Genomic DNA, 12,333 nt, shown 5'->3' with positions numbered 1-12,333 from the left:
GGTTACTTAAACTTGTATGCATCAGCAAAAGACACGCCAGCCTCATCTTTGGCTGACAGAGAAGGCGCCTTACCATCAACTAATGGCCAATCAATAGCAATATCTTTATCGGCATAGTGCACGGATATTTCTGAGGCTGGGTGATAATAGTCGCTGCATTTGTAGACAAATTCGGCAGACTCACTGGTTACATAAAAGCCATGGGCGAACCCTGCAGGTACCCATAACTGATGTTTGTTTTCGGCTGACAAATACGCCCCATACCACTGACCAAACGTGGGTGATGACTCACGCATATCCACGGCAACATCAAATACTTCCCCAGAGACCACGCGGACTAATTTGCCCTGGGTTTGTTCGGTTTGATAGTGCAGTCCGCGCAGCGTTCCCTGCTGTGATAACGAGTGATTGTCCTGCACCAAAGTTTCATTGGCACAGTGTTGCTTAAACCAGCTCTCTCTAAAAGTTTCCATAAAAAAGCCACGCTCATCACCAAAAACCCTTGGTTTAATAAGCTTTACATCCCCTAACGCAACGTCAATCACTTCCATCTATTTTGTTCTCTCGTTTAAAATTTTGATCAGATACTTACCATACCCACTTTTAATCAGCGGCGCTGCCAGTGCCTCAAGCTCGGTTTTATTAATGAAGCCTTTTCGATAGGCTATTTCTTCAGGACAGCATATTTTAAGGCCCTGTCGTTTCTCGATCGCGGCAATATAGTTTGACGCGTCAAGCAAGCTGTCTATTGTCCCCGTGTCGAGCCATGCTGACCCTCGTCCCATTAATTTTACTCTGAGCTTTTTTTCCGCTAGGTACTGGCTATTTACATCTGTGATCTCAAGTTCGCCTCTGGCTGAAGGAGCAATATTTTTAGCAATATCGACAACCTGATTGTCGTAAAAATACAAGCCTGTGACTGCATAGTTCGATTTAGCCTTTGACGGTTTTTCTTCAATCGACACGGCATTCCAGTCGTCATCGAACTCGACCACGCCATACCGTTCCGGATCATTAACATGATAACCAAACACGGTAGCGCCGGTTGGCTCCTTCGCAAGAGACGTAAGCATATCCTGCAACTCATGACCGTAAAAAATGTTGTCACCCAAGATCAGAGTTACTGGGTCATTCGCAATAAACGCTTCACCAATAATAAACGCTTGCGCTAAGCCGTCTGGAGAAGGTTGTGGCGCATAGCAAATATTGACGCCTAATTGACTACCGTCGCCCAGTAGCTGCTGAAACCGCGGTAATTCTTCAGGCGTCGAAATAATCAGAATGTCCCTTATCCCAGCCAACATCAATGTGGACAACGGATAGTAAATCATGGGCTTATCGTACACGGGCATTAGTTGTTTACTGACAACCTGAGTGAGCGGATGTAACCGAGACCCCGCCCCTCCGGCTAAAATAATACCCTTGCGTTGCATAGTATTGCTCCTGCGCGACCTGAGAAAAAGCGAGAGTATATCGCTTGACACATATTTTCTCGACCTCATTTTGGCACTCGTGCATAATGAGAAAGTCTGTTCAATAAAACAACGATAAAAATATGAATAATAATAGTAACAGTAACAACACCCAATTTTTCGGTCATCCCAAAGGTCTTATCACTGTTTCTGCCACAGAAATGTGGGAGCGAATGAGTTATTACGGTATGCGCGCCCTGCTCGTACTCTTTATGACAGCATCAATCCAGGAAGAAGGCCTGGGCATGACAGTAGCGGCCGCATCGGCCATTTATGGCCTGTATACCGGTGCAGTTTATTTTTTCGGACTACCAGGGGGTTGGCTGGCTGACCGCGTATTTGGCAGCCAAAAAGCGGTGTGGTATGGCGGCATCATTATCATGATGGGACATATTATTCTTGCTATTCCCTCACATCACACGTTTTTTGTTGGTTTAGTATTTGTAGTGCTGGGGACCGGCTTATTAAAGCCCAATATTAGCGCGCTTGTGGGCGCCATGTATTCGCCTGAAGACCAACGCAGAGACAGTGCCTATACCATCTATTACATGGGCATCAACATCGGCTCAATTATTGGGTACATGGTATGTGGTTGGTTACAAGTCTCCATGGGCTATCACTGGGCATTTGGCGCTGCCGCTGTTGGCATGGGCCTGGGCCTGATTTATTACCGGCTTTCAAGTGCAAACATTGAAGGCATTCTTGATAAACCCAATCAACCCCTCTCAGCAACAGCAACACGCAATGTATATATCACGATCGTGGCTTTTCTCGCCCTGACTGTCGTAGTGGGTGGACTCTTGATGACGGGAAACCTCTCGTTTGACCCAACTTTTGTTGCTCAAAATGTTGCTGTGATCATCGGGCTCGTTTTCCTAGGGTATTTCGGCTACATCTATGTAACAGGTAATCTGGACTACGCCGAAAAAAGAAGCATGTGGGCACTTTTCCTCATTTGTATCGCGTCTATCTGTTTTTGGGCGGGCTTTGAGCAAGCGGGTTCTTCACTGAATCTGTTTGGCCGTGACTACACGGACAGAATGCTGGGTACATTTGAAATACCGCCAGCTTGGTTCCAAAGTGCAAACTCATTTTTTATTATTGTGTTGTCTCCTTTCTTTGCGTACATGTGGATGGCCCTTGGCAAGCGCATGATTGAACCCAGTTATTCACTAAAATGTGCATTGGGGCTCATAATTATGGGCACTGGCTTTATTGTGATGTTTTTTGCCGCTCAGGTAGCCGCCAGTGGACTTAAAGCTGCTCCTTATTTTCTAGTTAGTACTTACTTCCTTCATACGGTGGGTGAATTGTTCTTGAGTCCCGTAGCCTTGAGTGCAGTAAGCAAACTGTCTCCGAAACGTTTTGCCGGTCAGATGTTTGGCGTATTCATTTTGACTTACGCAATGGGAAGCATAGTGGCGGGTTTGTTTGCCGGCCGCTTTGACCCTGAGGCCATTGACCAAATGCCCAGCTTATTCTTACAAATTTTCTTATTCAGCTCAGCCGTAGGGCTTGTGCTTTTTGCCCTCTCTTTTGCGTCGGGCAAGTGGGAAAAGCTGGCCGAAAGTCAACAAGCCACTCAGGGTGAAAATGCTTCTTAGCAACGCCGGCTGAAATACGCTAACATGGCCACCATTAAGGTGGCCTTTTAGTACTGACATCCCATGCAGTTTTATTTCTCTACGATACAAATTCCTCAATTACGCCATTTGTCGTTGACAGAGCGCGTTGAAAAAATCAATGAGGCAACGGCGAAGCTCTCTGTGCCAGAAAAAACGCTGTTAAATGTATTTAAACTACTAGTGATCGTCCCTGTATTTGCACTTATTTTGCGCACAGCAACAGATTGGACGTCTATTTTGTGGGCAGGCCTCGTGATTTTGCTGTACCCTTTTTTCGTGCGTCCCATGCAGTACACACTGGCAGCAAAGTACCTAGCCGACCCACAGCAATCACAAAATTAGCGAACTAAAGGAGTAAGCGTGAAAACGATATTAGTCACTGGCGGAGCCGGATATATTGGTAGCCATACCGTGCTACAACTACTTGAGCAAGGCTACAAGGTAGTTGTGTTAGATAACTTGTGTAACGCCAGTCCAGAGTCATTGAGTCGTGTTGAAGCACTTACCGGAAAAAAGGTCACCTTCATTGAAGGGGATATCCGCGATGAAATCCTGCTCAACGCAACGTTCAGTGAACACAAGGTGGATGCGGTCATTCATTTTGCAGGCTTAAAAGCCGTGGGTGAATCAGTCCAAATGCCACTTGAGTACTATCACAACAACGTTTACGGAACGCTAACCTTATGTAACGCCATGCGGGAAGCCAATGTAAAAAACTTGGTTTTCAGCTCATCAGCAACGGTATATGGCGATCCCACGGTATTGCCATTGCGCGAAGATTTGCCTACAGGCACACCTACTAACCCTTACGGCATGTCTAAGCTCATGGTTGAGCATGTTCTTACTGATTTGTACAAGGCCGACAATGAATGGAACATAGTGCTGTTGCGCTACTTTAACCCCGTGGGTGCACATAGCTCAGGGCGTATCGGTGAGGATCCAAATGGTATTCCAAACAATCTGATGCCTTACATCTCTCAGGTTGCCTCTGGCAAGCTGAAGCAGCTCAGTGTTTTTGGTGATGACTACGACACGCCTGACGGTACCGGTGTCAGGGACTATATTCACGTTGTTGATCTGGCTAATGGTCATTTAAGGGCTGTAGACAGGCTTGCCCTCAACATGGGTCTGGATGTTTACAACTTGGGTACAGGCCAAGGATACAGCGTTCTGGAAATGGTAAAAGCATTTGAGGATGCCAGTGGTAAAGCCATTAACTACCGTATTGCACCCCGACGCAGTGGCGATGTGGCGTCTTGTTATGCAGACCCAACCCTCGCCGCCAAAGAACTTAACTGGACGGCTGAGTTGGGGCTAGAAACCATGTGCCAAGACACATGGCGCTGGCAATCAGCAAACCCAATGGGCTACGAAAAGTAGCCCTATTTGTTGTTCTTTTTCTCTTCTTTTGATGTGTCGATATCGTCCAGCATAGATTCAAACTCTTCGAAATCGTCTAACTGGGCGTCATCGATTGCCGGCTCCTGAATTTTCCCATCCGTCACCTGAAATAGCTTATTTTGAAAGTAGGCATTTTTAATAAACGCATAGCTGTCAGGTGAACTTTTGATCTGCTCTTCTTGAGCAATGAGCGACGCTCGGGTTTCTAGCGTAGTGATCAGCCACCGCGCCAGGGTAAAGTTGCTGTTAAGGATTGCCATCGGGTAGTAGGTGTTGTCAACGACTCCGCCAACGACACCCCTGACATCGTTGGGTCCTGCTGCAGGCAGCATAAGGAAAGGCCCGTTTTCAATTCCCCATACACCCAATACCTCGTCAAAGTCTTCGTCTTCAACAGTCAGCCCCACATTGGTCGCCACATCAAACAATCCAAAGACACCGAATGTGCTGTTTAATAAGAAGCGCGACAGACTCGTAAAACCCGCTTCCCCTTTACCTTGCAAAAAGTTATTCACCATATTGCCGGGCTCTTCTAAGTTTTCCGCAGCATTAAGTAAGCCAGTCCTTGCAAAATCGGGCATCACAGTGGTGTAGGCAACAGATGCCGGCCTTAACAGATATTTATCAAGGATGTCCCAGTTTATATCCCAAATAACACGGTTAACGGGCTCTAGAGGGTCTCTTGGATCACTCTCTGAGGCTTGATTTTGTGTTGCCGCCGCTTGCTGCTCTGCTGTGTTTGCCGCACAACCGCCCAGCCCCATCAACGCACCTAACAGCACGAGTGTATAAAAATGCTTCACTACTGAATTTCCTTGTTAATTTCGATTGTGTAGCTGTTTGGCCCGGTTGCAATACTTGTGATCACGAGATTTCCCTCCAAGTCACCTGCCTGAGCGCTAACATCTGGTGTATTGGATATTCTCGCAGTTAAGTTCACCGCATCAAAGTTAAAAAGTGTTAATTCTGGTAACATTGCGTCACTGTCACTCAGCGTTAGCGTGATAGGGAAACCTGTTATCGCTTGTCGCTTCACGGCAATTGGCATGCCCTGCTTAGCCTCACCACTCCGGGCAAACACCACCAAAAAGCCGCTCTCAGGAACCTGTCCGCGAAGTGCCTCAGCAATGTCAACCGTGATTTCAAGTGCTCTGTTGTCCTGATCAGCCTTGGCAACACCACCGAGCTCCGCCAGTCTTTGCTCAAGCGTTTGGCGCATGGGGTTATCAGGGGCTAGCTTGTCTTTAATTTTATCAAAATTGGCCTGTGCAATTTCAGCGTCACCCAACTGGGCGGATGTGACTGCCATCATAAGCGCTAAATTGTCATTGTCGGGCGATTGCGCCAACAAAGCAGATAGTTCATTTTGTGCCTTTTTAAGCGACGCTTCCTGATTAGTCATCATAAGCGCCTGAGCATAACTCACTCTGGTTGGCGTATTGTCAGGTCTTAGTTGCAAAGAACGCTCATAAGCGGCAACGGATTCTTCCAACTGACCCAATGTTACCCTGAGTCTTCCAAGAAACATCCACCCTTGGGCATCCTCGGGCTCGTCTCTCAGTCTCAGCCGTAGCGCCAGCGCCAACTGTTGGATATCATCTGGTTGGATGGTTTGTGCCAGTTCAGGATCAAGCAATTTGGCACTCAGACTTTGTAAGTTTTCTGGCGCCTGCGCGGCATCCATAACGCCGTCTAAGTGATTGACGTTTGCATAGACCCAAGCACCCACACTAATTGCGACCAATGCGCCAAATAGCATGACACCCACACTCACAGAAGACAGCGCTTTGGTTTCCTGACGCTCATCCACCAAGGCAAGCTTCACTTCCTTTTCCGCATTTGCCTTATCTTCCTTGCCAAGCACGCCCTCTGCGACTTCGCGTTCTATTTCTTGCAAACGCCCTTTTACCAATTGTGCATTGGTCAGTGCATCGCGCGCTTTACTGCTGCGCGCAAGCGTCAATGGCAACACAATGATCACAATGGCCAAGACCACAAATGCCGCAGCAAGTGCGTAAAATTCGCCTAATGACATACTGTTTATTTTTCCTCTTCCAGTATTCTATTTGCTTCGGCCAGCGCCATCGCCTCGTCGTTGCCTTCCTGCTCCTGTTTATCCGTTGGACTGTAGAAACGCCTAGCAATGAAAGCCACGCCGCCAATAAGTACAAAACCTATAGGAATGAGCCATAACAATGAGGTAGCAGGGGTAACAGGCGGCTGGTAATGCACAAAATCACCATATCGTGCACGCATGAATTCAATCACTTCTTGCTCTGACTTCCCTTGCTGCATTAATTGATACACCTTGCGGCGCATGTCATGGGCAATCATGGCGTCGGAGTCAGCGATATTTTGATTTTGACACATGGGGCAGCGCAGTTCGGCAGTCAGCCTGAGAAATGTTTCTCTTTGTTTTGGGTCTTCGAACGCGTAGTTGTCATCCGCTGCATATGCATACCCACCTGACAGCAACACTATCGTAGTTAGGACTACCGCACAGAAAAACGTTTTCATGAGTCGCTGCTCCCCATTTCACGTTTTAACTGCGCAACAACGGGTGCAATTTTATTTTTCCATACCCTTTCATTAATATCACCTACGTGATGCAATCTTATAACCCCGTGCTGATCGATCAAAAAGTGCTCCGGTGCACCTGTCACCCCTAAGTCGAGCGATAAATCCCGATAGACATCAAAAATGTTAAAGGAGTATGGATTACCGAAGCGATTGAGCATGTTTTTTACTTCTTGCTGAACACCAGTTACGGTTTTTGTGCCAAAGTCAGGGTCTAGATCCTGATCGTAATAAAGTCCGACAATGCGCAGGTTTTCTTGCTCAACAAGTTGTGTCAGGTATGGCAACTCTACAGCACAAGTAACACACCACACACCCCACACATTGAGCAGGGTTATCTGGCCTTCAAATACGGCAGGCGTGTAGTGCAAATCAGGATGCATAAGGTCGGGTAACGAAAATGCAGGTATGGGTTTATCTACCACCATTGAGCCCCGTTCACGGGGGTCTGAAAACAACCCCTGAAACAAGAACACCACAAGGCCAGCGAACAACACCAACGGAATGAGAAACAAAGTAACCTTTTTCATGAATTCACCGCCTGCTCTACCGGCTTTGCTGAAAAGCCGAGCTGCGATTTGAGCCGCGCTACCTTGGTCAGTCTGTAGCGCTTGTCACTGATTGACAATACGCCACCGAGAGCCATGATACCTGCGCCCAGCCAAATCCATACCACAAACGGTTTGATATAAACGCGAACCGCCCAAGCGCCATCATCCAGCGGCTCGCCCAGCGCAATAAATAAATCTTTGGCCAGCGTTGAGTGGATACCCGCCTCTGTCATCGTCATACGTTGTACTGTATAAAAGCGCTTTTCCGGCTCTAAATGCACGACAAATTCACCGTTTCGGTACACATCAAAGATGCCGATTTCAGTGGTAAAATTTGGACCTTGCTTGGGTTTCACGCCGGTGAAATCAAATTCATATCCACCCAATGTCACACGCTCTCCGGGCAACATGCGAACATCACGTTCCATCTCGTAATTACTTACCAAGGTAATGCCGATTAAGGTGATTGCGAATCCCACATGCCCACACACCATGCCCCAGTGACTCGGGGTCAGTTTTTTCAGTTTGCTCATGGTGGAGTCTTGCGGCATAGATTCAATGCGCTGCAACACTTCTTGTACCGTGGTTATCAGGATCCAAAAACTCAGGACCAAACCAAGCCCCGCCATATAAGTTGGTGAATCATAGCTCAGATTAATCAGTACACCTGCACTCATCGCCAGCCCAAAGGCGAGCAATAGCTGCTTTTGTAATGCTTGTGCAGATTGTCGCTTCCAGCGCGTCAAGGGCCCTAGACCTAAAATGAAGACAAAGGGCACTACCAACAGAGTAAACATTTGGTTAAAAAACGGGGCGCCCACTGAGATGGTTCCCAATCCCAGCTCTTTGTGCACTAATGGTAAGAGTGTGCCAAGCAACACAACCAGTGTCGCAGCACACAAAAACAGGTTATTCCCCACCAGAAGCACTTCCCGCGAAAAGAGTTTATATTTTCCGGTACTTCTCAATGAGCGTGCCCTGAATGCATACAGACCCAATGCTGCACCGCTCAGGGTAACCAATATTCCCAAAATGAATAATCCACGTGTTGGATCGCTCGCAAACGCATGGACTGATACAATGACCCCAGAACGCACTAAGAAAGTACCTAATAGACACAGAGAAAAGGTCGCGATGGCCAACAGGACCGTCCACGATTTGAATACCTTGCGTTTTTCGGTGACCGCCAGCGAGTGCATTAAGGCTGTGCCCACTAACCAAGGCATAAAGGAGGCGTTTTCAACAGGGTCCCAGAACCACCATCCGCCCCAGCCTAGTTCGTAGTAGGCCCACCAACTGCCAAGCGCTATACCGGCGGTGAGAAAGGCCCAGGCTGAAATAACCCAAGGTCTTGACCAGCGTGCCCAGGTAGAATCAAGTTGCCCAGAAATAAGTGCGGCCGCGGCAAAAGCAAAGGCGACGGAAAAGCCCACATATCCCATATAAAGCAAAGGAGGATGAATGATCATCCCGAAATCCTGTAGCAAGGGGTTCATATCACGCCCGTCAACAGGGAAGAAGGGCAACATGCTGTCGAACGGGTTAGAGGTCAACAACATAAACAAATAAAATCCAATACTGACCATACCCAATACGGCTAGTACCCTGGATACCATAGCCTGAGGTATCCCACGGCTGAACCAGGCAACCGCCACTGTCCAAATCGACAACATCAGGACCCACAACAGAAAAGAGCCTTCGTGCCCCCCCCAAACCGCGGTTATTTTGTAATAATCGGGCAACAGTGTGTTAGAGTTCTGCGCCACGTACGCCACGCTAAAATCGTCGGTTAAAAAGGCGTAGGTCAGGCAAAAGTAAGCAATGGCCGTAAACGTAAAAAGTCCGACCGCAAGGGGTCTGGCGGTAGCCATGAGCTTTGGGTTATTGGTCTGCGCGCCCCACAATGGATACACTGACAGCAAGATAGCCATCACCAGGGCAACCGTTAGCGCAATATTACCTAATTCTGGGATCATGGTTTAATACTCTGCTTCACTTGGCTTAACATGCTTAATGCCTTTTAGCTTTTCAGCCAATTCTGGCGGCATATATTCTTCGTCGTGTTTGGCCAGCACTTCATCTGCTGTAATGGTGGTAGGCGACGTTAAGGTACCTGTAGCAACAATGCCCTGCCCTTCTCTGAACAAATCAGGCAGGATGCCATTGAATCGCACTTCAACCTGTGGTCCTGTGTCTATTAGCTTAAAAATCACCGCAAGGCTCTCTTGATCCCGAGATACCGAGCCCGGCACCACCAAACCGCCAATTCTCAAACGTTGACCAACGTAGGGCTTCTGACCATTTTTGCCATCAATAATTTCTGTTGGGGTATAGAACAAGTCTATATTTTCATTTAGTGCATACAACATCAGGCCGATGGCACCGCCAATTAACACCAAGGCTGCCAGTGCTATGGTCAAACGCTGCTTTCTTCTTGGATTCATAGCCCCTCCTTCGCAGCAGCGCGCATTCTGGCTTTTCTGGCGTGGGTATCTTTTATCTCTTTTTCAAGATGCTTAGTATCCAACGAAGACTGTACGACTAGTAAAATCATGGCACCTAAGGTGACACCAAATGCCAACCATACAAAGAAGCCATAGCCTCCCATCTCTAAAAAGGCAGACAAACTGTCAAACTGCATGCTACTTCTCATTCTCTAAAAACAAAGACTTAATCCAGGGACGATGAATTTCACGCCGAACGATTTCGTTGCGCATTCGCTTAATGGATACCGCTGCCACAAAAAGCGCAAAACCCAGTAGGTTAATGAGCAGTGGCCACAGCATCTCGGGCGCAATTGAGGGCTTATCAAACTTGGTGATCGTGGCGCCTTGATGCAGAGTGTTCCACCACTCAACCGAATAGTGAATAATGGGAATATTGACCACGCCTACCAAAGCCATAATGCCTGCAGCTTTGCCACCCTGTTGTTTATCGTCGAAGGCGCTGTATAACGCGATGACTCCTAAGTATAAAAACAGGAGAATGAGTTGTGAGGTTAGTCTCGCATCCCATATCCACCAGGTGCCCCACATAGGTTTGCCCCAAGCAGCCCCTGTAAATAAAGCGATAAAAGTCATCACAGCACCCACAGGTGCAATCGCGATCATCGCCATATAGGCGGTCCGCCACTGCCACACCAGCCCCACTAAGGCGGCTACCGCCATAGCTACGTAGGCACTCATTGACAAAAGAGCACTGGGCACATGAATATAAATAATGCGAAAGGAATCACCTTGCTGGTAATCTTGCGGCGCGAACACCAGCCCCCATACAGTACCCACCAGGATCAATAACAACGAAGGTAACCAGAACCATCTGAACAGAGTGCCACAAAGCTGGTAGGCTTTTTCTGGCTTTGCATATTGGCTAAACCACTTCCACATTAGTGTTGACTCACTTTTAGTGCATAGGAAACCGCAACAGGCGCTAGTGCCGCGGTCAATAACAAAATTGCGCCCATAATAGCAAGCTGGGGCAGGTAAGGTAATCGCATTGACGCACTTTCGATGGCTGATGTGGCAAAAATTAGCAACGGTATAAATACCGGTATCAGCAACAGTGACAGAATAAGCCCGCCTTTGCGTAATCCAACGGTTAACGCCACGCCAATAGCGCCTAACATCGACAATACGGGCGTGCCAATAAGCAAGGTAATCATCAGGGCGACTGTCATGTCCCAAGTGAGGTTCAAGAAAACCGCGAGTAACGGCGTAAGAATGATCAAAGGGACGAAACTGACCAACCAGTGACAAAAAATCTTTGCTGCAGAGACCAACACCATTGGCATACCACTAACCAACATTTGCTCTGTACTACCATCGTGATAATCGTCCCTGAACATTCGCTCCATTCCCATCAGACCTGACAAGATGGCAGCAATCCAAATGATCCCTGGGCCAATGCGCTGCAAAAGTTCAGGAGAAGGACCCACACCAAGCGGGAAAAGGGTCACCACCATAAGCACAAACATAAGGGGTTGAGCCAATTCCGCCTTCTGACGAAACGCCAGTATTAGGTCTCTTCTCATCACGCCATTAATAATGCTAAATGACGAACTCAAAACCGATACTCCAACATAAATTCACTTTTCAAAGGGTGCGGCTGCAACGCCTGATGCGATGTGATCAGCACACTGCCCCCGGACTCCGCGTGTTCCTGTATTTTCTTTTCAATCAAGGCCACACCCTGAACGTCCAGTGCAGTAAAAGGCTCATCTAACAACCAGATTCTTGCCTGTGATTTAAGCCACAATCGCAACAAACTTACCCGACGTTGCTGACCGGCAGACAAGTGCGCGACAGGCAAGTCCTCAAGCCCTGCTAGTCCGATCATACCTAAGAGCGCAATAATCTCGCTTTGCGATATATCAATACCGTGCTGATTTGCCCAAAACTGGGTATTTTCAATACCCGTTAGCGCACTATTCAAACCACTTTTATGCCCGATGTATAAGGTTGACGTATAAAAGTCATGACCTGCACTTTCTATATTCTTTTCTTTGTATTTCACGACACCTTCAGTGGCTGTCGCTAATCCGGCTAATATTCGAAGAAAGCTGGTTTTACCCGCGCCATTCGGACCTTTAAGGTGCACAATTTGCTTTGCGCCCAACGAAAAATCCAATGCTTCAAACAGCACTCTGTCTCGCTTTATGCACATCAGTTTCTGCGCGATTAAGTCAGCCACTGTATTTGCTCACTTTTT

15 protein-coding genes are annotated in these 12,333 nt (G+C 47.6%); 3 read left to right on the top strand and 12 right to left on the bottom strand.

Annotated elements, in window-relative coordinates; translation table 11 throughout:
* Nucleotides 1-2 precede the first annotated feature (2 nt).
* On the bottom strand, nucleotides 3-551 hold the full coding sequence (gene rfbC, locus DRW07_RS02445; RefSeq protein WP_124026287.1) for a dTDP-4-dehydrorhamnose 3,5-epimerase: 549 nt from the start codon (nucleotides 549-551) through the stop codon (nucleotides 3-5).
* Nucleotides 552-1,433 carry a glucose-1-phosphate thymidylyltransferase RfbA gene (gene rfbA, locus DRW07_RS02440; RefSeq protein WP_124026286.1) on the bottom strand — a complete coding sequence of 294 codons (882 nt, stop codon included), beginning with the start codon at nucleotides 1,431-1,433 and terminating at the stop codon, nucleotides 552-554.
* Nucleotides 1,434-1,555: 122 nt separating this feature from the next.
* On the opposite strand from rfbA, the gene DRW07_RS02435 reads away from it, so the two are divergent.
* From DRW07_RS02435 to galE, 3 genes are all read left to right on the top strand, one after another.
* Entirely contained in the window at nucleotides 1,556-3,076 is a 1,521-nt protein-coding gene (locus tag DRW07_RS02435; RefSeq protein WP_124026285.1) for a peptide MFS transporter, read from the top strand.
* Between the two features lie 63 nt (nucleotides 3,077-3,139).
* Nucleotides 3,140-3,439, top strand: a complete 300-nt coding sequence (locus tag DRW07_RS02430; RefSeq protein ID WP_124026284.1) for a DUF6170 family protein — start codon at nucleotides 3,140-3,142, stop codon at nucleotides 3,437-3,439.
* An 18-nt stretch (nucleotides 3,440-3,457) separates the two neighbouring features.
* Nucleotides 3,458-4,477 carry a UDP-glucose 4-epimerase GalE gene (galE, locus tag DRW07_RS02425; RefSeq protein ID WP_124026283.1) on the top strand — a complete coding sequence of 340 codons (1,020 nt, stop codon included), beginning with the start codon at nucleotides 3,458-3,460 and terminating at the stop codon, nucleotides 4,475-4,477.
* Between the two features lie 2 nt (nucleotides 4,478-4,479).
* Here the strand turns inward: galE and DRW07_RS02420 are convergent, their stop codons facing one another.
* Genes DRW07_RS02420 through ccmA form a run of 10 tightly spaced genes read right to left on the bottom strand, consistent with a single transcriptional unit; the run spans nucleotide 4,480 to nucleotide 12,315 of the window.
* Complete coding sequence (locus tag DRW07_RS02420; protein WP_240630483.1) at nucleotides 4,480-5,301, bottom strand: MlaA family lipoprotein; 822 nt, start codon at nucleotides 5,299-5,301, stop codon at nucleotides 4,480-4,482.
* On the bottom strand, nucleotides 5,301-6,533 hold the full coding sequence (gene ccmI, locus DRW07_RS02415; protein ID WP_124026282.1) for a c-type cytochrome biogenesis protein CcmI: 1,233 nt from the start codon (nucleotides 6,531-6,533) through the stop codon (nucleotides 5,301-5,303). Before ccmI ends, DRW07_RS02420 begins: the two co-directional genes overlap by 1 nt.
* Nucleotides 6,534-6,538: 5 nt before the next feature.
* Nucleotides 6,539-7,015 carry a cytochrome c-type biogenesis protein gene (locus tag DRW07_RS02410; RefSeq protein ID WP_124026281.1) on the bottom strand — a complete coding sequence of 159 codons (477 nt, stop codon included), beginning with the start codon at nucleotides 7,013-7,015 and terminating at the stop codon, nucleotides 6,539-6,541.
* A complete protein-coding gene (locus DRW07_RS02405; protein WP_124026280.1) occupies nucleotides 7,012-7,605 on the bottom strand; it encodes a redoxin family protein in 594 nt (197 codons plus the stop codon). Before DRW07_RS02405 ends, DRW07_RS02410 begins: the two co-directional genes overlap by 4 nt.
* Nucleotides 7,602-9,602 (bottom strand): heme lyase CcmF/NrfE family subunit, encoded by a 2,001-nt coding sequence (locus DRW07_RS02400; protein ID WP_124026279.1) that lies wholly within the window; start codon nucleotides 9,600-9,602, stop codon nucleotides 7,602-7,604. Before DRW07_RS02400 ends, DRW07_RS02405 begins: the two co-directional genes overlap by 4 nt.
* Before the next feature lie 3 nt (nucleotides 9,603-9,605).
* On the bottom strand, nucleotides 9,606-10,070 hold the full coding sequence (gene ccmE / locus DRW07_RS02395; RefSeq protein ID WP_124026278.1) for a cytochrome c maturation protein CcmE: 465 nt from the start codon (nucleotides 10,068-10,070) through the stop codon (nucleotides 9,606-9,608).
* The gene (gene ccmD, locus DRW07_RS02390) at nucleotides 10,067-10,267 is read right to left on the bottom strand and encodes a heme exporter protein CcmD (protein WP_124026277.1); all 201 of its coding nucleotides are present in this window, start codon (nucleotides 10,265-10,267) and stop codon (nucleotides 10,067-10,069) included. The genes ccmE and ccmD overlap by 4 nt, the downstream gene beginning before the upstream one ends.
* A gap of 1 nt (nucleotide 10,268) precedes the next feature.
* Nucleotides 10,269-11,012: a heme ABC transporter permease gene (locus tag DRW07_RS02385; RefSeq protein ID WP_124026276.1), complete on the bottom strand. Its 744-nt coding sequence runs from the start codon at nucleotides 11,010-11,012 to the stop codon at nucleotides 10,269-10,271.
* Complete coding sequence (ccmB, locus tag DRW07_RS02380) at nucleotides 11,012-11,656, bottom strand: heme exporter protein CcmB (RefSeq protein ID WP_124026828.1); 645 nt, start codon at nucleotides 11,654-11,656, stop codon at nucleotides 11,012-11,014. The genes DRW07_RS02385 and ccmB overlap by 1 nt, the downstream gene beginning before the upstream one ends.
* Nucleotides 11,657-11,685: 29 nt before the next feature.
* Nucleotides 11,686-12,315: a cytochrome c biogenesis heme-transporting ATPase CcmA gene (gene ccmA, locus DRW07_RS02375; protein WP_124026275.1), complete on the bottom strand. Its 630-nt coding sequence runs from the start codon at nucleotides 12,313-12,315 to the stop codon at nucleotides 11,686-11,688.
* Nucleotides 12,316-12,333 lie beyond the last annotated feature (18 nt).

Origin of the sequence: Paralteromonas sediminis (genome assembly GCF_003820355.1) — a bacterium.
Classification (GTDB): Bacteria; Pseudomonadota; Gammaproteobacteria; order Enterobacterales; family Alteromonadaceae; genus Alteromonas_F; species Alteromonas_F sediminis.
Note: the sequence above shows the minus strand (reverse complement) of the source record. Positions and strands in the feature narration are given on the sequence as shown.

What these genes read in the sequence shown, in the direction of transcription:
- ccmI (WP_124026282.1), bottom strand. Translation starts at nt 6,533, where the DNA reads ATGTCATTAGGCGAATTTTACGCACTTGCTGCGGCATTTGTGGTCTTG.
- DRW07_RS02435 (WP_124026285.1), top strand. Translation starts at nt 1,556, where the DNA reads ATGAATAATAATAGTAACAGTAACAACACCCAATTTTTCGGTCATCCC.
- rfbC (WP_124026287.1), bottom strand. Translation starts at nt 551, where the DNA reads ATGGAAGTGATTGACGTTGCGTTAGGGGATGTAAAGCTTATTAAACCA.
- DRW07_RS02405 (WP_124026280.1), bottom strand. Translation starts at nt 7,605, where the DNA reads ATGAAAAAGGTTACTTTGTTTCTCATTCCGTTGGTGTTGTTCGCTGGC.
- rfbA (WP_124026286.1), bottom strand. Translation starts at nt 1,433, where the DNA reads ATGCAACGCAAGGGTATTATTTTAGCCGGAGGGGCGGGGTCTCGGTTA.
- ccmE (WP_124026278.1), bottom strand. Translation starts at nt 10,070, where the DNA reads ATGAATCCAAGAAGAAAGCAGCGTTTGACCATAGCACTGGCAGCCTTG.
- DRW07_RS02410 (WP_124026281.1), bottom strand. Translation starts at nt 7,015, where the DNA reads ATGAAAACGTTTTTCTGTGCGGTAGTCCTAACTACGATAGTGTTGCTG.
- ccmB (WP_124026828.1), bottom strand. Translation starts at nt 11,656, where the DNA reads ATGAGAAGAGACCTAATACTGGCGTTTCGTCAGAAGGCGGAATTGGCT.
- ccmD (WP_124026277.1), bottom strand. Translation starts at nt 10,267, where the DNA reads ATGCAGTTTGACAGTTTGTCTGCCTTTTTAGAGATGGGAGGCTATGGC.
- DRW07_RS02385 (WP_124026276.1), bottom strand. Translation starts at nt 11,012, where the DNA reads ATGTGGAAGTGGTTTAGCCAATATGCAAAGCCAGAAAAAGCCTACCAG.
- DRW07_RS02400 (WP_124026279.1), bottom strand. Translation starts at nt 9,602, where the DNA reads ATGATCCCAGAATTAGGTAATATTGCGCTAACGGTTGCCCTGGTGATG.
- DRW07_RS02430 (WP_124026284.1), top strand. Translation starts at nt 3,140, where the DNA reads ATGCAGTTTTATTTCTCTACGATACAAATTCCTCAATTACGCCATTTG.